18 protein-coding genes and 2 pseudogenes are annotated in these 22812 nt (G+C 69.1%); 7 read left to right on the top strand and 13 right to left on the bottom strand.

Annotation, left to right across the window (positions count from 1 at the left end):
• Positions 1 to 61 precede the first annotated feature (61 nt).
• The 3 genes from OCL97_RS09240 to ppc all read left to right on the top strand — a co-directional run bounded on the left by OCL97_RS09240 (position 62) and on the right by ppc (position 5646).
• Positions 62 to 634, top strand: coding sequence for a TetR/AcrR family transcriptional regulator (locus OCL97_RS09240; protein WP_377369576.1), 573 nt, complete (start codon positions 62 to 64; stop codon positions 632 to 634).
• A 74-nt stretch (positions 635 to 708) separates the two neighbouring features.
• Positions 709 to 2880 carry a penicillin acylase family protein gene (locus tag OCL97_RS09245; protein WP_377369578.1) on the top strand — a complete coding sequence of 724 codons (2172 nt, stop codon included), beginning with the start codon at positions 709 to 711 and terminating at the stop codon, positions 2878 to 2880.
• Positions 2881 to 2961: 81 nt separating this feature from the next.
• Positions 2962 to 5646, top strand: a complete 2685-nt coding sequence (gene ppc / locus OCL97_RS09250; RefSeq protein ID WP_377369580.1) for a phosphoenolpyruvate carboxylase — start codon at positions 2962 to 2964, stop codon at positions 5644 to 5646.
• 6 nt (positions 5647 to 5652) lie between these two features.
• On the opposite strand, the gene OCL97_RS09255 is transcribed toward ppc, so the two are convergent.
• Together OCL97_RS09255 and OCL97_RS09260 are read right to left on the bottom strand one after the other, a co-directional pair.
• Positions 5653 to 6024: a hypothetical protein gene (locus tag OCL97_RS09255; protein ID WP_304777252.1), complete on the bottom strand. Its 372-nt coding sequence runs from the start codon at positions 6022 to 6024 to the stop codon at positions 5653 to 5655.
• A gap of 126 nt (positions 6025 to 6150) precedes the next feature.
• A complete protein-coding gene (locus OCL97_RS09260; RefSeq protein ID WP_377369582.1) occupies positions 6151 to 7446 on the bottom strand; it encodes an SLC13 family permease in 1296 nt (431 codons plus the stop codon).
• A 113-nt stretch (positions 7447 to 7559) separates the two neighbouring features.
• On the opposite strand from OCL97_RS09260, the gene OCL97_RS09265 reads away from it, so the two are divergent.
• On the top strand, positions 7560 to 8417 hold the full coding sequence (locus OCL97_RS09265) for a hypothetical protein (RefSeq protein WP_377369584.1): 858 nt from the start codon (positions 7560 to 7562) through the stop codon (positions 8415 to 8417).
• A gap of 353 nt (positions 8418 to 8770) precedes the next feature.
• Here the strand turns inward: OCL97_RS09265 and OCL97_RS09270 are convergent, their stop codons facing one another.
• A complete protein-coding gene (locus OCL97_RS09270; protein ID WP_304777249.1) occupies positions 8771 to 10270 on the bottom strand; it encodes a flavin-containing monooxygenase in 1500 nt (499 codons plus the stop codon).
• A gap of 261 nt (positions 10271 to 10531) precedes the next feature.
• Here OCL97_RS09270 and OCL97_RS09275 point away from each other — a divergent pair, with 261 nt between their 5' ends.
• The gene (locus OCL97_RS09275) at positions 10532 to 10948 is read left to right on the top strand and encodes a rubrerythrin family protein (RefSeq protein WP_304698448.1); all 417 of its coding nucleotides are present in this window, start codon (positions 10532 to 10534) and stop codon (positions 10946 to 10948) included.
• On the opposite strand, the pseudogene OCL97_RS09280 reads toward OCL97_RS09275, so the two are convergent.
• Positions 10945 to 11079 (bottom strand): annotated as a pseudogene (locus OCL97_RS09280) (hypothetical protein); the annotation flags it as partial. The gene OCL97_RS09275 and the pseudogene OCL97_RS09280 overlap by 4 nt on opposite strands.
• Positions 11080 to 11146: 67 nt before the next feature.
• Between OCL97_RS09280 and OCL97_RS09285 the strand changes: the two are divergent.
• Together OCL97_RS09285 and OCL97_RS09290 are read left to right on the top strand one after the other, a co-directional pair.
• Positions 11147 to 12505 (top strand): heterodisulfide reductase-related iron-sulfur binding cluster, encoded by a 1359-nt coding sequence (locus OCL97_RS09285; protein WP_377369586.1) that lies wholly within the window; start codon positions 11147 to 11149, stop codon positions 12503 to 12505.
• A gap of 9 nt (positions 12506 to 12514) precedes the next feature.
• A complete protein-coding gene (locus OCL97_RS09290; RefSeq protein WP_305762276.1) occupies positions 12515 to 13111 on the top strand; it encodes a DUF3501 family protein in 597 nt (198 codons plus the stop codon).
• 52 nt (positions 13112 to 13163) lie between these two features.
• Here the strand turns inward: OCL97_RS09290 and OCL97_RS09295 are convergent, their stop codons facing one another.
• From OCL97_RS09295 to OCL97_RS09335, 9 genes and pseudogenes are all read right to left on the bottom strand, one after another.
• Positions 13164 to 14285 (bottom strand): YeiH family protein, encoded by a 1122-nt coding sequence (locus OCL97_RS09295; protein WP_377369588.1) that lies wholly within the window; start codon positions 14283 to 14285, stop codon positions 13164 to 13166.
• Complete coding sequence (locus OCL97_RS09300) at positions 14282 to 15349, bottom strand: LLM class flavin-dependent oxidoreductase (protein WP_377369590.1); 1068 nt, start codon at positions 15347 to 15349, stop codon at positions 14282 to 14284. Before OCL97_RS09300 ends, OCL97_RS09295 begins: the two co-directional genes overlap by 4 nt.
• Positions 15346 to 16239, bottom strand: coding sequence for an aldo/keto reductase (locus tag OCL97_RS09305; RefSeq protein ID WP_377369592.1), 894 nt, complete (start codon positions 16237 to 16239; stop codon positions 15346 to 15348). The genes OCL97_RS09300 and OCL97_RS09305 overlap by 4 nt, the downstream gene beginning before the upstream one ends.
• Positions 16240 to 16423: 184 nt before the next feature.
• On the bottom strand, positions 16424 to 17398 hold the full coding sequence (locus tag OCL97_RS09310) for an aldose epimerase family protein (RefSeq protein WP_377369594.1): 975 nt from the start codon (positions 17396 to 17398) through the stop codon (positions 16424 to 16426).
• Entirely contained in the window at positions 17395 to 18399 is a 1005-nt protein-coding gene (locus OCL97_RS09315; protein WP_305762280.1) for a UDP-glucose--hexose-1-phosphate uridylyltransferase, read from the bottom strand. Before OCL97_RS09315 ends, OCL97_RS09310 begins: the two co-directional genes overlap by 4 nt.
• A complete protein-coding gene (gene galK / locus OCL97_RS09320; RefSeq protein WP_377369596.1) occupies positions 18396 to 19529 on the bottom strand; it encodes a galactokinase in 1134 nt (377 codons plus the stop codon). Before galK ends, OCL97_RS09315 begins: the two co-directional genes overlap by 4 nt.
• On the bottom strand, positions 19526 to 21643 hold the full coding sequence (locus OCL97_RS09325) for an alpha-galactosidase (RefSeq protein ID WP_377369598.1): 2118 nt from the start codon (positions 21641 to 21643) through the stop codon (positions 19526 to 19528). The genes galK and OCL97_RS09325 overlap by 4 nt, the downstream gene beginning before the upstream one ends.
• On the bottom strand, positions 21643 to 22449 hold the full coding sequence (locus OCL97_RS09330; RefSeq protein ID WP_377369600.1) for a class I SAM-dependent methyltransferase: 807 nt from the start codon (positions 22447 to 22449) through the stop codon (positions 21643 to 21645). The genes OCL97_RS09325 and OCL97_RS09330 overlap by 1 nt, the downstream gene beginning before the upstream one ends.
• A gap of 46 nt (positions 22450 to 22495) precedes the next feature.
• Positions 22496 to 22801: pseudogene (locus OCL97_RS09335) on the bottom strand (cobyric acid synthase); the annotation flags it as partial.
• Positions 22802 to 22812: the final 11 nt, after the last annotated feature.

The raw sequence follows: 22812 nt of genomic DNA on the forward strand, positions 1-22812 counted from the left end.
GCCTAATCACCGGTTGTGGACTGGGTGAGTAGATCGCGTGACGGAACGGGCTGAGGTGAATGTGGCGGAGCCGACAGGCTCTTCCGACGGCCGGCGGCGGCGAGGCGAGGACAATCGCGCCCGCATCGTGGCCGCGATGCTCGAGATCGTGCAGTCCGGGGAAGTCGCCCCCAGCGCCGAGCAGGTGGCGATCCGGGCCGACGTCGGCCTGCGCACCGTCTTCCGGCACTTCAGCGACATGGACAGCCTCTACAGCGAGATGTCCGAGGCCATCGAGGCCGAAGTCCAGGCCGTCGCCGACCAGCCCTTCCAGGCCACCGACTGGCCGGGCCGGGTTGTAGAGCTGGTGGGTCGGCGCGGCGTGGCGTTCGAGAAGATCGGTCCGTTCCGCAAGGCGTCCGACGCCTTCCGCCACCGGTCGCGATTCCTCGGAGATGACGCAAACCGGCTCTCCCGGCGGCTGCGGGAAATCCTGGAACGGGTCGTGGGCGACGCGGTCGACACCCAGACCCTCGAGGCCCTCGACCTGCTGCTGAGCTTCGAGGCCTGGTCGCGGCTGCGCGAGGAGCAGGGCCTCTCGGTGGCGCAGACCCGGGCGGTGCTGGAATCCGCCGCCCGGCGCCTGATCGCCTAGCGCTTGACGGAGTGACACCGGTTTCCGGCGACCCCGGCGTTGCCGTGGCCTTGGCCAGACCCTAGCGTCGCGGCATGCACATGCTCTCGCGCGTCCTCGCCTTCGTCGTCCTGATCGCCCTCGCCACGCCGGCTGCGGCCGATGACCGAGCGCGATGGGAGCAGCAGGCCGCCGCCGTCAGCATCGTCCGCGACGACTGGGGCATCGCCCATGTCCACGGCAAGACCGACGCCGACGCGGTGTTCGGCATGGTCTACGCCCAGGCCGAGGACGACTTCAACCGGGTGGAGACCAACTACATCAACGCCATGGGCCGCCTGGCCGAGGCCGAGGGCGAGAAGGCCATCTGGCAGGACCTGCGGATGAAGCTGTTCATCGATCCCACCGAGCTCAAGGCCCAGTACGCCCAAAGCCCGGCCTGGCTGCGGACCCTGATGACCGCCTGGGCCGACGGCCTGAACTACTACCTGGCCACCCACCCAGAAGTAATACCCAGGGTTATCAAGCACTTCGAACCCTGGATGGCGCTCTCCTTCACCGAGGGCAGCATCGGCGGCGATATCGAGAGCGTCTCGCTCTCCCAGCTCGAAGCCTTCTACGGCGGCCGCCAGACCTCGATGGCCCAGGAGCAGGTCGCCCTGGCCCAGTTCAGGGAGCCCTCGGGCTCCAACGGCTTCGCCATCGCGCCGGCCAACACCACGGCGGGTCACGCCCTCTTGTTGATCAACCCACACACCAGCTTCTTCTTCCGCTCCGAGCAGCAGGTGAGCAGCGACGAAGGGCTGAACGTCTATGGCGCGGCGACCTGGGGGCAGTTCTTCATCTACCAGGGCTTCAACGCCAAGGCCGGCTGGATGCACACCTCCAGCGGCGTCGACGTGATCGACGAATTCGCCGAGACCCTCAGCGCCGACAAGCTGACCTATCGGTACGGCGCCGAGAACCGACCGGTCACCACCAAGCTCATCACCGTGCCCTACCGCGCCGCCGACGGGTCGATGAAGGCCAGGACCTTCACGGTCTACCGCACCCACCACGGCCCTATCGTCCGCGAGGCCGACGGCAAGTGGATCAGCGTGGCCCTGATGCACCGGCCCATCGCCGCGCTGAGCCAGTCGTTCCTGCGGACCAAGGCCACCGACTACGCCAGCTACATGAAGGTCATGGCGCTGCAGGCCAACTCCTCCAACAACACCCTGTTCGCCGACGCCAAGGGCGCGGTGGCCTACCTGCATCCGCAATTCATTCCCCGGCGCGACGACCGCTTTGACTACACCCGGCCCGTGGACGGCGCGGACCCAGCCACTGACTGGAAGGGACTGCACGCGCTCACCGAAGCGCCGCGCGTCCTGAGCCCGCCCAACGGCTGGATCACCAACACCAACAACTGGCCCTATTCAGCGGCCGGTCCCTACAGCCCCAAGCAGGCCGACTTCCCGCGCTACATGGACTCAGCCGGGGAGAACCCGCGCGGGATCCACGCCATCGCGGTGCTGAAGGACCGCAAGGACTTCACCCTGCAGGCCCTCCTCGCGGCGGCCTACGACCCGCACCTGACCGCCTTCGACCAACTGATCCCGCCGCTGCTGGCCGCCTATGACACGGCCCCGGCCACCAGCCCGCTGAAGGCCAAGCTCGCCGACCAGATCGCCCTGCTGCGGAGCTGGGACCGCCGGTCGTCAGCCAAGTCGGAGGCCACCTCCCTGGCGGTGTTCTGGGCCGAGCAGCTGTGGGGCGAGGTGGCGGTGGCCGCCCGGGCCGCGCGCCGACCGGTCTATGACGACATGGTCAGCCAGACCACGTCGGAGCAGAAGCTGACGGCCCTGGCGACCGCTTCGGACCGGCTGGCCGCCGACTTCGGCAGCTGGAACACGCCCTGGGGCGAGATCAACCGGTTCCAGCGGCTGACCGGCGACCTGGTCCAGCCCTTCAGCGACGCGGCGCCCAGCCTCCCCGTGCCCTTCGCCTCGGCCCAGTGGGGGTCGCTGGCCTCCTTCGGGGCAGGCCGCAAGCCGGGGACCAAGCGGTACTACGGGACCAGCGGCAACAGCTTCGTCGCCGTCGTCGAGTTCGGTGACAGGGTGCGCGCCCGGGCGATTTCGGCCGGGGGGGAGAGCGGCGATCCGGCCTCCAAGCACTTCAACGACCAGGCGGCCCGCTACGCCGCGGGCGACCTGCGGGAAGTCTACTTCTACCCCGAGCAACTGAGCGGCCACACGGAGCGGACCTATCGGCCGGGGCGTTGAGGTTTGGGCGCCGCATGAAGTGGTACTGCGGGTTGCAGGATTATTGACACCGGTGTCATAAGCGTTTGTCGAGAGGTCGTCATGCCCCATTCCCTGCCTGTCCAGCTCCGCGCCACGGTGCGTTTCCTGGGGCGCATCCTGGGGGACGTCATCCGCTCGGAGGATGGGCAGGCGGTCTATGACGAGATCGAGCAGATCCGCCAGGCCTCCGTGGCCTTGCACCGGAATGGCCCGGGCGTGGGCGACAAGGCCGTTGAAAGCCGGCTGAGCGCCCTGTCGCTGCCCGATGCGGTGCGTTTCGCCCACTCTTTCGCCTGCTTCCTGCAGATCACCAACATCGCCGAGGATCAGATCCAGCGCCGCCGCGGCCGCGAGGCCGAGGGCCGCGCCGACACCCTGGCCGGGGCGATGCGCAGCCTGGCGGAGGCCGGGGTGGACGCCGATCAGGTGGCCGCGCTGCTGGCCGACGCCGTGATCGCCCCGGTGATCACCGCCCACCCCAGCGAGGTGCGCCGCAAGAGCCTGCTGGACCGCGCCGGCGCCATCATGCAGGCGCTGGAGGCCCACGACACGCCAGACCTGCCTGCCCGCGCGGCCCATGAGCGCGAGCTGGTGCGGCAGATCGCCATCATCTGGCGCACCCGGCTGTTGCGCGGCGTGAAGCTGGGGGTCACCGACGAGATCGAGAACGCGGTCTCCTATTTCGAGCGCAGCTTCCTGACCGAACTGCCCAAGCTCTACGCCCACTGGCGGGAGCTGACCCCTGGCGTTGATCTGCCCAGCTTCCTGCGGGTGGGGTCCTGGGTCGGCGGCGACCGCGACGGCAATCCCTTCGTCACCGCCGAGATCATGCGGCACGCCTTCGCGCGTCAGGCCCGCGCGGCCCTGGACAGCCACCTGGCGCGGATCAACGCCCTTGGCGCAGAGCTCTCCATCTCCGCGACCCTGGCCCGGATCACGCCGGAACTTCAGGCCCTGGCCGACCGCTCGCCCGACACCTCCCTGAGCCGGGCGCAGGAGCCGTATCGCCGGGCGCTCACCGGCATCTATGCCCGGCTGGCGGCGGCCTATCCCGCCCTGACCGGCGGCACGCCCCGCCCGACCCCCTTCCGCACCCCGCCCTACACGAGCCCCGAAGACTTGAAGGCCGATCTACAGGTGCTGCAGGACTGCCTGATCGCCCAGCATGGCGAGGTGTTCGCCGAGGGCGCCCTCCCCGACCTGATCCGCGCCGTCGATTGTTTCGGTTTCCACCTGTCGACCCTGGACATGCGCCAGAACTCCGCCGTCCACGCCCGGGTGACCGCTGAACTGCTGAAGGTGGCCGGGGTCTGCCCCGACTATGAGGCGCTCTGCGAGGACGAGCGCTGCGACCTGCTGGTCAAGGAGCTTTCCCACGGGCGGCTGCTGCACTCGCCCTACGCCACCTACAGCGAGGAGACGGCCAAGGAGCACGCGGTCCTGCGGGCCGCCGCCGAGGCCGTGCGGCTGTACGGCCCCGAGGCCATCAAGGCCTATATCGTCTCCAACACCACCTCGGTCTCCGACCTGCTGGAGGTCTACCTGCTGCTCAAGGAGGTGGGGCTCTTCAAGCCTGACGATCCGAGCAGCACGCGGATCTTCGCCGAACCGCTGTTCGAGACCATCGCCGACCTGCGCGACGCGCCTGAGACCATGACCCGCTATCTCGCCCTGCCCCTGGTCCGGCGGCTGCTGGCCGCCACCGGCCGGCAGGAGGTGATGATCGGCTATTCCGACAGCAACAAGGACGGCAGCTACCTCACCTCCACCTGGACCCTGCACCAGACCTCGACCGCCCTGGTGGAGGCGACGAAGGCCGCGGGCCTGTCCCTGCAGCTGTTCCACGGGCGGGGCGGCACGGTGGGCCGGGGCGGCGGCTCGAGCTTCGACGCCCTGCTGGCCCAGCCCGCCGGCACCGTGAACGGCCATATCCGCATCACCGAGCAGGGGGAGGTGGTGGCTAACAAGTACGCCGATCCGCAGCTGGCCCGGCAAAGCCTGGAGACCCTGACCGCCGGGGTGGTGCTGGCCTCCCTGCGCAAGCGCGACGTGAGCGCGCGCGCGGCCCACGCCCAGATCATGGACCGGCTCTCCGACGCCAGCTTCCGCGCCTATCGGGCCCTGGTCTACGAGACCAGGGGGTTCGCGGACTATTTCTTCGCGGCCACCCCGATCGCGGAGATCGCCGACCTGAACATCGGCAGCCGGCCGACCTCGCGCCAGGCCACCCGGACCGTCGAGGGCCTGCGCGCCATTCCCTGGGTGTTCTCCTGGTCGCAGGCGCGCGTCATGCTGCCCGGCTGGTACGGCTTCGGCTCGGCGGTGGAGGCCGCGGGCCTGGCGCCTGGGCAGCTACAGGATCTGCACCAGACCTGGCCGTTCTTCTCCACGACCCTGGCCAATATGGAGATGGTGCTGGCCAAGGCCGACATCGCCATCGCTAAGCGCTATGCCGGACTGGTGGAAGACCGCGCCCTGGCCGACGCCATCTTCGGCCAGATCCGGGCGGAGATGGAGCGCACCACCGCGGCCCTGTTGACCATCACCGGCCAGTCATCCTTGCTCGAGAAGAACCCGGACCTGGCGGCGATCATCCGTTCACGCCTGCCCTATATCGATCCGCTCAATCACCTGCAGATCGAACTGATCCGCCGGCGGCGCTCAGGCGACGACACACCAGAGGTGCGGGAGGGCATCCACCTGGCGATCAATGGGGTAGCGGCGGGCTTGCGGAACTCGGGATAGACCGGGTCAGAGACAGACGGCGTCGATCTCGTCGGATCGTCCGAGGACGCGGCGCAGGCCCTCGATCTGCCGGGGGTTGGCCGACCAGGCGAGGTCGCCGGATGTCCGGTCCCGCTCCGACACGGCGTCGTCCAGGATCCAGGATCGAATGCCCCAGTCACGCTCCAGCGCCTGGGCGAGCTCGACCGCGCCGCGCCGGCCCGTGGGCGGATTGGCGATGACCGCCAGGGTGGGCTGGGCATTGGTGGCGACAGCAATGGCCATTCGAGCACTGTCGACCGGGCCGACAGCATTCACGCCATTTTGAAACAGGCTATCGAGAAGATGATCCGCGAGCTTTGCGTCACTGCAAACAACAAGAACGGTTTCCGAGGTCATGTCATGCATCATTGTCCCAACTATCTCTCCCGACTGTCCTGAGGATATAGCCTCTGGCAGGGAAATTTGGCGCCCTCTACAGCTTGACAATCACGTGATGCTCGCGAAGTCCGGCGCTCCCGGCGGTTAGAACGGGAAGAACACCGGGATGGCCGCGGCCCCGACCGCCCAGGTCAGGAGGTTGAGCGGCACGCCGATCTTCACGAAGTCCATGTAGGAATAGCGGCCCAGTTGATAGACCAGGACATTGGTCTGGTAGCCGAAGGGCGTGGCGAAGGCCGCGCTGGCCGCCATCATGATGCCGATCAGGAAGGGCCTGGGGCTGACGCCGAGGCTTTCAGCCAGGGCCACGGCCACCGGGGTCAACAGCACGGCGACGGCGGCGTTGGAGAGAATCTCGGTGAGCAACAGGGTCGCACCGTAGAGAAGGACCAGCGCCAGGCCCGGACCCAGGACCTCGACCCATCCGACCAGGGCGTCGGTGGCCAGGGAGGCGAGGCCTGTCACCTCCAGGGACAGACCCACCACCACCATGCCGGCGATGAGCAACAGGATTTCCGGCCGGAGCCCCTTGTAGGCGTCGTCGATGCTGATCACCCGCATGAGGACGAGGAGCACGGCGCCGGAGAAGGCCGATGCCGCGATGGGCGCGATCCCGAAGGCCGCCACCACCACCACGGCCACGAAGACGACGAGGGAGGCGATGGCCTCGAAGGGCCGGAAGACCGGTGAGGCGGGCGGCAGGTCCGGGTCGTCCCCCGTGGCCTGCGCCGCCTTGGCGGGAAGCGCCTCGGCCGGCTCGGGACTGCTGGCGCCGCTGAGCAGGCGGCCGCCGAACAGGAACAGGTAGACACCGCCCACCAGGGCCACGATCAGGGCGACAGGGGTCACCTCGAACATGCCGAATCCCGGCTGGCCGGCGTTGCGGGCCATGTCGTTGACCAACAGGTTGGTCGAGGTGCCGATCAGGGTGCAGGCCCCGCCGAGGATGGTGACGTAGGACAACGGAATGAGGAATCGCTTGGGCGACAGGTCGAGCGATTGCGCCACATCGCGCACCACCGGCGCCGACAGCACGACGATGGGGGTGTTGTTCAGGAAGGCCGACGCCGCGCCGCAGGCGGCGATGACCAACCAGATTCCCAAGGCGCCGAGCCGGGCGCAGAGGCGGGTCGCATAGCGGATGACCAGGCCGAGCAGACCTGACAGCTCCATGGCGTAGGCGATGACGAAGAGGCTGGCCAAGGCGATGATCGCCGGGCTGGCGAAGGCGCCCTGCACCTCGACCGGACGGATCGTCCGTGTGCCCAGCAGCACGGCGGCGCCGGCCAGGGCCACCACGTCAGAGCGGAGCTTCCCCCAGATCAGGGCCGCAACCACCGAGATCAGGACCGCAAGCGCGATCAGTTGGTGGGCGGTCATCGCGGCGCAGACGCAGGCTGTAACAGTGAAGCTTGCTCCTCGTTCCTGAGCCCCGCGCCCAGAAATCTCTGAGGAACTGTCAAAATGCCGCCGCCATCTGCTAAGGTTCGTCGATGTCTGATGATAGACCGGCGACGCCTCGTCGCAAACTCTCGCTGATCGCGCCGCTCAGCATCGCCGCCGTCGGCGGCGCGGTTGTTCTGTTCGCGGTCTTGAGCCGGCCAGACGCCCCCGAGCCCGCCGCGCCCGCGCCGGCGCCGCCACCGCCGGCGGCCCCCATCGCCGCCGCGCCGCCGCCCGCCCTGACCCGGGCCGACCTGGTGGACGCCGCCGACCTCGCCACGACCGCCTTCGCCACGGGCGCCGAACCCGCCGCCAACCGCTCGCCGCTGATCGGACGGACCTTCCGCCTGGACATCGCCTTCGGCTGTGACGGCCCCAGGACCGGCGCGGACGGCAGCCAGGCTTTCGCCGAATACGACATCGACAAGGGCGTGCTGCGCCTGGTGGCGCGGCCCGTGAACCTGACGCCCCTGCCGCTGGTGAAGGACCTGGACGAGACGGCCGACATCGAGGCCGTCGAGGGATTCTGGATCCCGCGTCCGTGGGCCGCGACCGAGACCTGCCCGCCGAAACGGACCTTCGAGGTTCAGGCCACGCCAACGCCACCGGCCGCCCAGACCCTGGCCCTGGCCCAGGTGTTCGAGACGTCGGGATCGCGGGTCTCGCGGCGGGGCGACCGACCCTACGAGTTCGTCCGCAAGGTGGACAAGGCCGACACCTCGGTGCTCTCCCACACCTATCGCCTCCGCCTCGAAGGCCGGCTGGTGGGCTTCAAGGACGGCCAGGCCCACCATTGCTGGAGCGAGTCGCCCAACCATCGGCCCATCTGCCTCTACGCCGTGGCCTATGACCGGGTCGCCTTCCTCGACGGCGACACCGGCGAGACCCTGAGCGAGTGGCGCGACTAGAGCATGATCGCTTGAGACGGAACCGCGCAGCGGTCCCGGCTGAGGCGTGAATCATGCTCTCGCTTACATCTGGAGCCTGATCCACCGCATCGGCGGAATCGCGAAGCGATTCCACCTCAACGGATCAGGCTCTAGGGGCTCTCTCCCGGGACCGGCTCGAAGTCTATGGCTCCAGGGTGAGAACCATCTCGTAGAGGCGCGGGCGACGAAGCCAGCACCTCCTCTCCCGCCTGCGGGAGAGGGTAGGGTGAGGGCTCTTTCTGACGTTCCGTTGTTGCTCCGAGGCCGAGACGCGCAGCCCTGCTGCGCGCCCCCTCACCCTACCCTCTCCCCCTGAACGGGGAGAGGAGTCCTCACTTGTAGACGAAGGCCTTGTCGTCGAGGTCGATGGCCGGGAACTGGTCCTTCTCGGTGAGGTAGTCCTGGCTGTGGCGCCATTCGGGCTTGTCGCCGCTCTTGGGCAACAGGTGCATGCCCCGCATCAGGTAGCCGGGATTGAAGTTCTCCGGGTCGATCCAGGGCAGCAGCGGCATGTCCTTGTCTTCCGGGCGCAGGGCGACCTCGACCTTCTTGGCGCCCTTCTTGTCCATGTGATTCAGCAGGCGCAGGACGAACTCGGCCACCATGTCGGCCCGCAGGGTCCAGGAGGCGCGGAAGTAGCCGAACACCCAGACCATGTTGGGCACGCCGGTGAACATCATGCCGCGATAGGTGACGGTGTCGCCAAAGTTCAGCTTCTTACCGTCGATGGTGAAGTCGATGTCGCCCAGCACGCAGAGCTCGAAGCCGGTGGCGGTGACGATGATGTCGGCCTCCAGCTCCTGTCCCGACTTCAGCAGGATGCCCTTCTCGGTGAAGCGGTCGATCTCGTCGGTGACGATGGAGGCCTTGCCCGAGGCGATGCCGCGGAACAGGTCGCCGTCCGGGATGAAGGCGATGCGCTGACGCCAGGGGCGGTAGCGGGGGGTGAAGTGCTTGGCCACGTCGAAGTCCTCGCCCAGGAAGGCGCGCACGCCCCCCAGCAGCTCGGCGGTGACCGCCTCGGTGTCCTCCACCGCCCGGCGGGCGAAGGCGTCGCCGTCATGGACGATCTTGCGACGGACGATCTCGTGGATCCATTTCTCGTCGATCTTCAGCTCGCGCAGGGTGTCGGCCAGCTCGTTGGCGTTGCGGCCCGGAATGAAATAGGTGGGCGAGCGCTGCAGCAGGGTGACGTGCTCGCAATCCCCGGCGATGGCCGGGACGAGGGTCGCGGCCGTGGCGCCCGAGCCGATCACCAGGACCTTCTTGCCCTTGTAGTCGAGGTCGGCCGGCCAGGTCTGGGGATGGACGATCTTGCCCTTGTAGTCGGTCATCCCCTCCCACTCGGGCGTATAGCCCTTGGCGTGGCGGAAATAGCCCTGGCACATCCACAGGAAGTTGGTGGTGAAGCGCAGGCGCTCGCCGGTGTCGGTGCGCTCGGCCTCCAGGGTCCAGAGGTTGTCCTGGCTGGACCAGACGGCGCTGAGGATGCGGTGCTTGTAGCGGATGTGGCGGTCCAGATCGTTCTCTTCGATCACCTCGCCCATGTAGCGCAGGATCTCGTCGGCCGTGGCGATGGGGGCGCCGACCCAGGGCTTGAAGTGATAGCCGAAGGTGTAGAGATCGCTGTCGGAGCGGATGCCGGGATAGGTGTGGGTGGTCCAGGTGCCGCCGAACTTGTCCTGGTTGTCCAGCACCACGAAGCTGGTCCCTGGTCGCTCCTTGGCCAGGTGATAGGCGCCGCCGACCCCGGAGATGCCGGCGCCGACGATCAGGACGTCGAAATGCTCGGTCTTCTGGGCGGGGCGCGACAGGGTGGCGGCTTCGGACATGTCTCTGATCCCATGGCGCCGGAGCGCGGTTTCCTCTTCGCCAAGGTTCAGGCCCCCGAAGGGACCGGCCTTGATCAAGATCAAGATAACTTATCAACGATCACAAATGAAAGCCCGATCGGGAGGGCGGGCCATCGAGCAGGTCTATGCTGTGGATAGATTAATTCGATTAGGTCTATGTCGGAAAGTGCTCATAGTGGCGATTGAGTAAGGCTGGGCCTCGACGCCCGGACACCCTTCGACTCATAGGGAGATGACCAGATGACGCTTGCCACCAGCAAGACCCTGCAGAACCTGAAGGACGCCTTCGCCGGCGAAAGCCAGGCCAACCGCCGCTACCTCTACTTCGCCCAGAAGGCCGACATCGAAGGCTATAACGACGTGGCCGCGGTGTTCCGCTCCACCGCCGAGGGGGAGACCGGCCACGCCCACGGCCACCTTGAATTCATGGAAGGCGTGGGCGACCCCGCCACCGGCCTGCCGATCGGCGGCACCGAGCTGAACCTCAAGGCCTCCATCGCCGGCGAGACCCACGAATACACCGACATGTATCCGGGCATGGCGCGGACCGCCCGCGACGAAGGCTTCGACGAGATCGCCGACTGGTTCGAGACCCTGGCCAAGGCCGAGAAGTCCCACGCCGGCCGTTTCCAGCGGGCGCTCGAGACCCTGGGTTAGAGACGTCGGGACTGGGTCGCGGTTTCGCCCATCTTTCCGTCATCCCGGACGGCCGATAGGCCGATCCGGGACCCAGGGGCCCAGCCCGCCGCCCCTGGGTCCCGGCTCTCCGCTACGCTGCGGCCGGGATGACGTGAACGGTTGAGAACGGAGCGTGACCCCCAAGGGGAGAATGACTCCCAAGTCTGGAGGTCCCAGGTGGACGAGAGCCCGAAAACCACCGCGCGGGAGGGGAGCCTCGATGCGCCGTTCCGCCATCCCATCGCCTGGCGCGACGAGGCCTATTACGACCTGGCCGCCGTCGAGGCGGAGATGGAGCGGCAGTTCGACGTCTGTCACACCTGCCGACGCTGCTTCAATCTGTGCGACAGCTTCCCACGCCTGTTCGACATGATCGACGAGGCGCCCACCGGCGAACTCGATAGCGTGGCCAAGGCCGACTACGCCAAGGTCGATGAGGCCTGCACGCTTTGCGACATGTGCTTCCTGACCAAGTGCCCCTATGTGCCGCCGCACGAATTCGACATCGATATCCCGCACCTGATCCTGCGCTACCGGGCGGCCAAACGCCGCGCGGGGCAGAAGGACTTCGTCCGCGACCAGCTGGGCAAGACCGACCGCAACGGCAGGCTCGCCAAGCCCCTGGCGGGGCTCGCCAACTGGGCGACGGCGCGAAAGAACACGCCGCTGCGCGGGCTGCTGGACGCCATCGCGCAGATCGACGCCGAGGCCGAGCTGCCCAAGTATCACGCCAAGACGGCCACCGACCGGCTGAAGGCGCCCGTGCCGGCCAACCCCCAGGGCCCGGCCTTTGGCCTGCGCAAGGCGGTGATCTACGCCACCTGTTTCGTGGACTACAACCAGCCGGATACGGCGGTGGCCGCGGCCCGCGTGCTGGCGCTGCAGGGGGTGGAAACGAGGCTGATCTATCCCGAATGCTGCGGCATGCCGCAGCTGGAGGCCGGCGACCTGACCGACGTGGCCGGGCGCGCCCAGCGGATCGCCCAGGCCTTCGCCCCCTGGATCGCCGACGGCTACGACGTGGTGGCCCTGACCGCCTCCTGCGGCCTGATGATGAAGTTCGAATGGCCGCTGATGCATCCCGGCGGCCACGCGGTGGGGCGGCTGGCGGCGGCCACGCGGGACATCAGCGAATACCTCCTCGACATCGCCCGCATCGAGGGGCTCGCGCCGGGGCTCTCGACCGTCGAGGGCGGGATCACCGTGCACCACGCCTGCCACGCGCGGGCGCAGAACATGGGCCAGAAGTCGGCCGACCTGCTGCGCCTGATCCCGGGCGCCAAGGTCGACGTGGTGGAGCGCTGCTCGGGCCACGGCGGCACCTTCGGGATCATGAAAGAGACCCGGCCCCTGGCGCTCAAGGTGGGCAAGCCCACCACCAAGCAGGTGGCGCAGAAGGCCAATGCCGAGCTCTGTTCCGACTGCCCGCTGGCCTGCAAGCACATCGGCCAGATGCTGATCGCCGAGACCGGCGACGCCGCCCAGCCGCGACAGTCGCACCCCATCGAAATCTTCGCCCGCGCCTACGGACTATAGGACAGCCCCATGCCCCTCAGCGAGCGCCGGATCATCAAGGCCGACCTGCTTCCCGACGCCGAGTTCGCCAAGGTGCGGGGGGAGCGCCGCAAGGCCCTGCTGCCCACCAAGCGCCTGCGCCGCATCGACCTGGGGCCGATCTGCTCGTTCTATTTCGAGAGCTTCGAGACCATGCTGTTCCAGGTCCAGGAGATGCTGCTGATCGAGAAGGGCGGCGACGCCCAGCTGGCCGACGAGCTGGCGGCCTATAACCCGCTGATCCCGCAGGGCTCGGAACTGGTGGCCACGGTGATGTTCGAGATCGAGGACGAGGTCCGCCGCGCCGCGACCTTGGCGAGGCTGGGCGGGGTGGAGGACCACTTCTTTGTCCAGGTCGGCGAGGACCGGATGGCCGGCGTTCCCGAGGGCGATATCGAGCGGACCCGGGAGGACGGCAAGACCTCGTCGGTCCACTTCCTGCGGTTCGCCTTGAAGCCGGAACACCTGGCCCAGTTCCGCGATCCGGCGGTGAGCGTGGCCATCGGCTGCGCCCACGAGAGCTACGGACACCTGGCCCTGCTGAGCCCCGCGACGCGCGCGGAGCTGGCCCGGGACTTTGCTAGCTAGAGTCTTTGCTTGTCGCGTGACGGGCGCCCAAACCGGCGTCCACTTTCGGCTGTCACGCTCCGAGCAGCAGCATCGCCAGGACCCAGCCCAGCACCACGGCGGTCTCGGCGACGATCAGCAGGACCGGCTTCCAGCCGACATAGGCCAGCTCCTTGAGGGAGGTCTTGGCGCCCAGGGCGGCGATGGCGGTGACCAGGCACCAGCGTGACGCCTCGCCGGCCTGGTCCATGAGGCTGGCGGGCGCGACGCCCGAGGAATTGACCGCCACCAGGGCCACGAAGCCCAGCAGGAACATCGGGACCAGCGGCGGGCGCTTGCCCGAGGGGCCGGCGGCCATCTTGGACCGGAACACCAGGGCCACCACCACGATGACCGGCAGCAACAGGGCGACGCGGAACAGCTTGACGATGGTGGCGGTGTCGCCAGTCTCCTTGGAGACGCCGTAGCCGGCCCCCACCACCTGGGCCACGTCGTGGATGGTGGCCCCCAGGAAGACTCCGGCCTGCGTGTGGGTCAGGCCCACGGCCGCGGCGATCAGCGGATAGAGCACCATGGCCACGGTGGAGAGCGTCGTGACCCCCACCACGGTGAGGGTGGTGTCTCGCTCCCGGGTCGGCGAGGGCGGCAGGACCGAGGAGAGGGCGAGCGCCGCCGAGGCGCCGCAGATGGCGACGGCGCCGCCGGTGAGGATACCGAAGTCGGGCTTGAGTTTGAAGGCGCGCGAGAGGCCCCAGCCGGCCAGGATGGTGAGGACCACGCCGCCCGTGGCGATCACCAGCACCTCGCCGCCCAGGGAGTTGATCTGGTCGATGGTGATCCGCGCGCCCAGCAGGGCGACGCCGAGGCGCAGGACCGTGCGGCCCATGAAGTCGATGCCCGGACGGCACCGCGGGTCCTGGCCGACGAAGTTCACCGCCATGCCCAGCAGCAGCGCAAACAGCATGACCGGCGCGCCGTAGTGGTCGGAGAGCCACGAGGCGGCGAGCGCCACCAAGACGGCGATCAGCCCGCCGGGCAGGATCCGCTGGCCCGCGTGGTAGAGCCGCAGATAGGCCGGCGTGCCGGCCGGGGCCGGCGCCAGAACCGGGACCCCCTCGAGGGAATCGAAGGAGGCGAAGGCGAACTCGTGTTGCTCGGGCTCCCCCACCCGTGGGTCGCCCGGCCGTTGGCTCACGACAGCAGGGGCCCGTGGTTCAGCCGTGGCAGGACGTGGCGGGCGAAGAGGTCCGCCTCGGCGGCGTGCGGATAGCCCGACAGGATGAAGGCGTCGATGCCCATGGCCTGGTAGGCCTGCAGCTTGGCCAGCACCTGGTCGGGATCGCCGACGATGGCCGCGCCGCAGCCCGAGCGGGCCCGGCCGATGCCGGTCCACAGGTTGGCCTCGGCGTAGCCGTCGTCCGAGGCGTTCTCGCGCAGCTCGGCCTGGCGGCGCACGCCCACCGACTGGCTGTCCAGGGACTTGGCGCGGATGGCGTCGCCGACCGGCGCGTCCAGGTGCGACAGCAGGCGGTCGGCGGCGGCGCGGGCCTCGGCTTCGGTCTCGCGGACCACCACGTGGACGCGGTAGCCGAACTTCAGCTTACGGCCGTGTTTGGTGGCGCGCGCGGTCATGTCGGCGAGGATCTCCTTCACCGCCTCCTGCTTGTCGGGCCACATCAGATAGACGTCGCAGCCCTTGGCGGCCGCCTCCCGAGCGTCCTCCGACAGGCCGCCGAAATAGAACTGCGGCGACTTGCCCGAGACCGTGCGGATGCGCGGCGGCTCCACCTTCAGCTTGTAGAACTCGCCGTCGAAGTCGAGCTCCTCGCCGTTCAGCAGGGTGCGCAGGATGTGCATGGTCTCGACGGTGCGCTGGTAGCGCGGGGCGCTCGGCAAGGTCTCGCCGGGCATGTCGCTGGAGATGATGTTGACCGTCAGGCGGCCGTTCAGCATCTGGTCGATGGTGGCCAGCTGCCGGGCCAGCTGCGGCGGCCACATCTCACCGCAGCGGATGGCGGCCAGCAGGCGCATGCGCTGCAGCAAGGGCGCGATCCCGGCCGCGAAGGCCAGGGTGTCGATCCCCAGGCCGTAGCCGGAGGGCAGCAGGATGTTGTCGAAGCCGCCCTTCTCCGCCGTCAGGACGATGTTGCGGCAATGCTCCCAGCTGGACGCCAGGGCCGGGTCCTGCACGCCCAGGAATTCGTAGTCGTCGTCACACAGCGCCGAGAACCAGGAGACTTCGCAAGGGGCCTGGGTCACGGCAGGGGAACTCCTCTGGCGGCGGTGAGAACAGCATACCATTCGGGACGGGTCAGCTGGACCGCGAGGGCCTGGGCAGCCTCGGCGATCCGCTCGGGCTGTTGCGAACCGATGATGGGGATGGGCCCCGCGGGGTGAGCCAGCAGCCAGGCATAGGCCGCGACCGTGCGCGAGACGCCGTGGGCCGCCGCCAGCTTGTCCAGCTCGGCGCGGACCGCCAGGACGCGCTCGTCCGTCGACGGACCATCCGCCAGGCGGCCCTGGGCCAGGGGCGACCAGGCCATGACGCCCATGCCGGTTTCCAGCGCCTGATCCAGGGTCCCGTCATAGAGCGGGCCCACCACCAGGGGAGAGAACTCGATCTGCACGCAGGCGATGGGGAAGGCCAGGTGCGCCTGCAGGGCGGAAACCTGCGCGGCGGTGTGGTTGGAGAGGCCGACCTCGCCGATCTTGCCGGCGCTGCGCAGGCGGGTCAGCACCTGGGCGACCTGCGCCGGGTGGGCCAGGTGGTCGGGGCGGTGGATCTGATAGAGGTCGATCTTGTCGATCCCCATCCGCGAGAGCGAGGCCTCGACCGCGCTCTCCAGGTAGGCGGCGCTGGAGTCGTAGGGCGTGCCCATGACGATGCCGCCCTTGCTGGCCAGCACGACCTGGTCGCGGATCTGCGGCGCGTCCTTCAGCACCTGTCCGAACAGGGCCTCGGCGGCGCCGAAGGGCTCGTCATTGTCCGGGCCGTAGATGTCGGCGGTGTCGAGAAAGGTGAGCCCCGCGGCGAGTGCGGCCTCGACCCGGGCGCGGGCGGCCTTCACGTCGGAGCCCTTGAAGCGCCACATCCCCCAGGCCATGGGCGACACCGCGAGCGAGCTCTTGCCGAGGGACAATTTGGTCATCGATCTGGACGCCGCCTGCGGATAAAAGAATATGCTCAATAGCTGCGAAGTTCAGCAGTGATCGGCGACGGGCGGAACTGCAAGTTCTCCCGCGCCGAAAATCAAACAGCTCGACGCCGCCAGGCCTTCTCCACCAAGATCTTCGCGACCGTCGCGGCCGCCTGTCACCTTAACCGATCAGGCTCTAGGCGCTGAGCTTGAACACCGTCGTCGATTTCCAGGTCACGCCCGGACGCAGCAGGGTCGGGACGAAGTTCGGGTGGTTCGGGGCGTCCGGGAAACGCTGGGTCTCGAGCGCGACACCGCCAAAGCCGGTGAAGACCTGCAGGCCAGGTTCGGTCGTGTCGATCTGCAAGGTGCGCCCCACGCCTGGGTGATGCAGTCTCGCGGCCGGCGCCAGGGCTCCGCGCCCCTTCGGACGCAGGACGAAGTTGTGGTCCAGGTCCACGGTCAGCAGCCGCGGCTCGCGGAAGTCGAACTCCGTGCCGGCCACCGGCGCGATTTCCCCGGTGGGGAGCAGGGCCTCGTCGACCGGCGTGTAGGCCTCGGCGAAGACCTGGAATTCGTGGTCCCGCGTATGACGCCCGTCGAGGCCGCTCAGGTTCCAGTAGCTGTGGTTGGTGAGGTTGATCACCGTCGGGGCGGTGGTGGTGGCCTGGAAGTCCAGGCGCAGCTCATTGCCGCGGGTCAGTTCGTAGGCGACCTGCACCGCCAGCTCGCCGGGGAAGCCCTGGTCGCCATCGGGGCTGACCAGGTTGAGGGTCAGCCGCGCGCCGACCCGGGTCTCCTGGGCCTTGGCGGTCCACAGCCGCTTGTCGAAGCCTTCGACACCCCCATGCAGGCTGTTCTCCCCCTCGTTGCGGGTGACCTGGTAGTCGCGCCCGTCGATGGAGAACCAGCCCTTGGCGATGCGATTGGCGTAGCGGCCGATCAGGGCGCCGAAGTAGCGGGGGCTGTCGAAGTAGCGCTCCAGCTCGTCATAGCCGAGCACGACGTCGTCCAGCTCTCCGTCGCGGTCCAGGGCGCGAAGCGACTGAACCGTGCCGCCATAGGTCAGGATGCACACCGACATGCCATGCACATTGGTGAGGGTGTAGGCCTCCACCGGCCGTCCGTCCGGCGCCCGCCCGAAGGGCCTCATGGTGATGGGGGCGTTCATGTCAGGTCCCGCAGACGCGCCGCGGCCTCCTCGGGCGTCAGGTCGCGTTGGGGCATGGCCAGCATCTCGTAGCCCACCATGAACTTGCGCACCGAGGCCGACCGTAGCAGCGGCGGATAGAAGTGGGCGTGCAGGGTGACGTGTGGGTGCGCGCCGCCGTCCGTGGGCCGCTGGTGGAACCCCATAGTGTAGGGGAAGGAGACCTCGAACAGCCGGTCATAGGCCCGGGTCAAGCGCGAGAGAATGTCGGCAAGACCGGCGCGCTCAGTGGACGTCAGTTCATCCAGGCCGGTGACCGACCGGCGCGGCAGCACCAGGGCCTCGAAGGGCCAGGCCGCCCAGAAAGGGACCAGGGCGACAAAGGTCTCGTTGGCGCAGATGATCCGCTCGGCGGCCGCCAGCTCGCGCCTAAGATAGGACGCCAGCAGAGTTTCACCGTGGGCCGCGAACCACTCTCGTTGGCGGTCGCCCTCGCGGACCTGTTCATTGGGGACGTGCTGCTGGGCCCAGATCTGGCCATGGGGGTGCGGGTTGCTGGCCCCCATCATCTCGCCCCGGTTCTCGAAAATGGTCACCGCCCCGATGTCGGCCCGCGCGGCCAGTTCGGTGAACTGGGCGGTCCAGGTCTCGACCACGGGTTCGATCTCACCCGGGCTCATGCCGGCCATGGTGAGGCTGTGGTCAGGGGTGTAGCAGATGACCCGGCAGAGGCCGGCCTCCGGCTCGCGCACCAGGAGGGGGTCGTCGGACCCGCCTTCCACCTGACCCGGCAGCAGGGCCGGATAGTCGTTGTCGAAGACGTAGACCCCCTCGTAGTCCGGATTGCGAACGCCGCCGGCCCGCATAACCCCGGCGCAGAGGTAACAGGCCGGGTCGTGGACCACGCGCTCGGGGACTGCGGCCTCGCTGGCCGCGCCTTGCCAGGGCCGGCTGACCCGCTGGGGCGAGACCAGGACCCAGTCGCCGGTCAGCAGGTTGAGGCGGCGTTCGGGACGGCTCATGCGAAGACCTCCGACGCACCAGCGACCGCGCGGCAGGCGAAGGCGTCCGGCGTCGCGCTGATCAACGCGCCATAGGCCGCGACGATGCTGGCCTGAACGGCCTCGGCCGCGGCGCTGTCCACCAGGGCGATGACGCAGCCGCCGAAACCGCCACCCATCAGCCGCGCGCCATGCACGCCGGGGGTGGCCTGGGCGATGGCGGCCAGCTGGTCGACCACAGGCAGGCTGACCTCCATGTCGTCGCGCAATGACGCGTGGGACTGGTTCATCAGCGCGCCCAGGGCGGCCAGGTCGCCGGCGGTCATGGCGCTCACCGCCCGACCGACGCGGGCGTTTTCGGTCACCACGTGGCGGCAGCGCTTGGCGGCGGCGCCGCTGAGCCTCTGCAGGGCGGCGGGCAGGTCGGTCTCGGCCACATCCCGCAGGGTCGGAACGCCCAGGGTGCGGGCGCCCGCCTCGCAATCCTCGCGTCGCTGCTTGTACTCGCCGGCCACCAGCTGGTGATCGACCATGGAGTTCACCAGCAGGAAGCTCGCCCCGTCCGGCAGGGGAACGGGGGTGGCCTGCAGGGAGCGGCAGTCCAACATCAGGGCCCCACCCTCGACGCCGTTGGCGCTGGCGAAGCTGTCCATGATCCCGCAAGGCATGCCCACGAACCGGTTCTCCGAGGCCCGGGCCCAAGAGGCCACCTGGGCGCCGTCGGCCTGGATTGCGGAGAGCGCCAACAGGGCGCGGGTGACCGCCACCTGCAGGGCCGCCGACGAACTGACACCGGCGCCGACCGGGACGTCCGAGGCGATCATCAGGTCCGCGCCCGCGATCGGCAGGCCCGCCTCCAGAAGAATCTTGGCGGGGCCGGCCACATAGTCGGTCCAGTCGCCGCGTGGGGCCAGACAGTCGAGCCTGGCCTCCATCTCCCGACCCAGGGTCTGGGAGACCACGCGCAACCGCCCAAGATCGTTGGGTGCGGCCGCCACCACGCACCAGCGGTCGATGGCGGCGGGCAGGACGAAGCCTTCGGAATAGTCGGTGTGCTCGCCGATGATGTTGATACGGCCGGGCGCGCGAAACAGGCGCGGCTCGGACCCGAAGCGGACCCGGAAATCGGCGGCGAGGGCGGCGAGGGTCACGGCGCGATCCGCGTCAGGCGGAAGACCGCGATCTCTCCAGCGCGCAGCACTGGCAGGGGTATGCCCGTCCGCGCCAGCATGTCGCCGCTGGCGACGAGGGTGTCACCCTTCACGAGAGGAATGCGCCGCTTCATCACGGCGAAGGGCCGCTCGGGCGGGTTGATCATGACGATCTCGAATTCCGCCTGGGGCTCCAGGCCGATCACGCGGAGGGGCGCCAGAGCCGCGGCCCTGGAGGTCTCCACCTGGGCGGCGGAGACCAGGACACTCCCCGCTCCCAGATTGGCGAAAGCAAGGCAGTCGGGATGCTCCAGGCGCAGGGTGCGCCCGGCGTGCAGGTCGTCGCGCAGGGTCTTGTGCAGGGCGATGGCCGCAGCCAGCTGGTCGCGCTCAACCTGGCTGAAGGCCCGCAGGTCGGCTTCGATCCCCATGTGGCCGCCCAGGGCGGTCATGGCGCGAAGGTCCAGGCTGGCGGTGCGCGCGGTGGTGTGGCTGGCGGCGGCGCCCACGTGAGATCCCATGACCTCGGGCGGGAAGAAGATCGAGAAGCCGCGCTGGATGGCCTGGCGCTCGATCGGGTCGTTGCAGTCCGAGGTCCAGATGCGGTCGGTGCGCCGCAGGATCTCATAGTCGGCCCGGCCGCCGCCCGATGAGCAGCTCTCGATCTCGACGGCCGGGTGGGCCGCGCGCAGACGGTCCATCAGGGCGTAGACCGCCAGGGTCTGGTTGTGGACCGCCGCCCGCCCGCCGCTGAGCGCGTGGGTCAGGTCGCGGTTCATGTCCCACTTCAGATAACCGATGGCGTTGCGGCTCAGCAGGGCGTCGAGCTGTCGGTAGATGTTGTCGGCCACCTCGGGCCGGGTGAGGTCCAGTACGTACTGCCCCCGCCCCAGGGGCTGGTCGCGGCCGGGGTCGCCGAGGATCCAGTCGGGATGGGCGCGCAGCAGGTCGGAGTCGGCGTTGGCCATTTCCGGCTCGACCCACAGACCAAACTCCATCCCCAGGCCGCGCACGTGGTCGATGAGCGGCGTCAGGCCGTCGGGATACTTGGCGGGATCGACGGTCCAGTCGCCCAGGCCCGAGCGGTCGTCGGGGCGGCCCTTGAACCAGCCGTCGTCCAGGACATAGCGTTCGGCCCCGGCCTCCGCGGCCAGGTCGGCCAGGCCCTTCAGGGTGGTCAGGTCGTGGTCGAAATAGATCGCCTCCCAGCCATTGTAGTGCACCGGTCTTGTCTTGCCCCTCAGGCGGCCGGCGAGGATCACGGCGCGGACGAAGGGATGCAGCCGGTCGGAGATTCCGTTCAGCCCGCTCTGCGAGCGCGCCATGTAGAGGGCCGGGCTCTGGTAGCTCTCGCCCCGCCCCAGGATCACCTCGCCGGGGTGCAGCAGTTCGCCGGCCTGGACCTGGATACGGCCGTCCCGCAGGCGCTCGGCGAAGATGCGGTGGTCACCGCTCCAGGCCAGGTGCAGGGCGAAGGCCTCGCCGCGGGTCTCGCTGAAATGGGTCTCGCCCACCACCGCGAAGGGCGGGGCGTAGTGGGAGGTGCGGCCCGTGCGGTTCTCCTTGGCGATCAGGCCGGTGGAGAGGATCTGGCGAACCGGCGCGAACTCGCGGGTCCAGCGGCCGTCGAACAGCAGCAGGTCGTTGTGGGGACTGTCGAAGGCGCCCGCCGCCAGCCAGTCGAGGGTCAGGGGCTCGGGGCCGGTGTTGCGCAGGGTGGTCCGGCTGGTGAGCACGCCGGTGGCGGCCTCCAGGCTGAGGCTCAGGGTCAGCTCGATCCCGGCGGCCATGTCCTCCAGGACCAGGGTCGCGGCGCCGGAGGTGAGATCGGCGTCGCGCAGGGTCATCTGGCTGACCACCTGCGCGCCATTGCGGTGCGCCAGCAGGCCGGGGTGACCGGTGAACCCCTGCCCCGCCTCCGGCAGCCAGCTCAGCCGCTCGCCCCCGTCCAGCATGCCGTGCGGAATGGCGCGGATGGCGAGCCGGGCCAGCGCCGGGATGGGATCGGCCGGGCCCAGGTCAGGGCCCCAATAGACCAGGCGCGGCGCCCCGGCCTCGGTGGTGAGGAAGACCAGGCTCTCAGCCCCGCCGTCCAGCCGGAACCCCTGGGCCATCACGCGGCCGCCTTGGGGGTCATGACCAGCCAGGGGGTCGGGCGGATGCGCCACTCCCACACCGCGATCAGGTGGTCGAGGTGCCCCTGGGCGGCCAGCCAGGCCGGCAGGGGCACGCTCTTGCCCTGCTGGTCCAGGCGCTGGATGTCGTGGGTGGCGGAAAAGCGCGCCTGGAGCCGCTGCAGGACGCCCTGCCTGTAGACGTCATGGGTCTCCACGATGAGGCTCATCCTCGCCAGGGCAGGCGACAGGTCGGGGCGCAGCAGGTCGTCCTCGGCGCCTTCCACGTCCATCATCACCAGGGTTCTGCGGTCGGCGAACTCCTCGAAGCCCTCCGGGGTGAAGGTCTCGCGGACCACCACCCGCTCGGCGACGCCGTTCTTGGCCGCCAGGTCGGCGCAGGCGCGCCGGGCCTTCTCCACGATGTCATAGGCGTAGACGGTCACCCCGGGCATCAGGCGGGCCAGGCCCACGGCGTAGTAGCCCTCCGCGCAGCCCACATCGACGATGCAGTCGAACCCCTCGCCGGCGAACCGGGCGATGGCCGGGTGCAGTTCCGACTCGTAGGAGCCCAGCAGGCGTGGGGCGAGCGCGCCTTCGGTTGCTTCGCCCACATAGTCCATGCCGGCGAAGGGGCCGCTGAGGATCTTGGCCCCTTCCCGCCGAAGCAGGGCGTCGGCGATCAGCCGCGAGCGCCAGATCGCCAGGACCCGCAGGACCGTGCCGAGTTCGGGCTCGGTCGCCAGGGGCGGATCGCGCGTCACCCGCGCCTTGATCCAGGCGGCCACGGTTTCGAGGTTGTTCATCGGCCGACCATAGCCGCCCGCCCTGGGGACAGGCCAGACGCTCAATTCATGCTGAGGGGCGAAGGCCCGCGATGGCGGCCAGGGCCTCGATGTCGAAGGCCTGCTCCAGGGCCTGGGCCAGCTCGTCCAAGGCCGAGTCGACCGCCGCGCCGTGGTCGCCGCCCTGGGACGCCGCGCCCAGTTGCGCCAGCAGGGCGGCGCGCGCCTCGCCCGTATTGAACAGGCCGTGGACATAGGCGCCGGCGATGGCCCCGTCCGCGGAGACCGCCCCACCGGGCGCGCCGTCATCCCCCACCAGGAACGGCCGGGCGAGGCCGGGGCCGGAGGTGCGGCCCAGGTGGATCTCGTAGCCCTAGATCGGAA

This window comes from Phenylobacterium ferrooxidans, assembly GCF_042714595.1.
Lineage (GTDB): Bacteria > Pseudomonadota > Alphaproteobacteria > Caulobacterales > Caulobacteraceae > Phenylobacterium > Phenylobacterium ferrooxidans.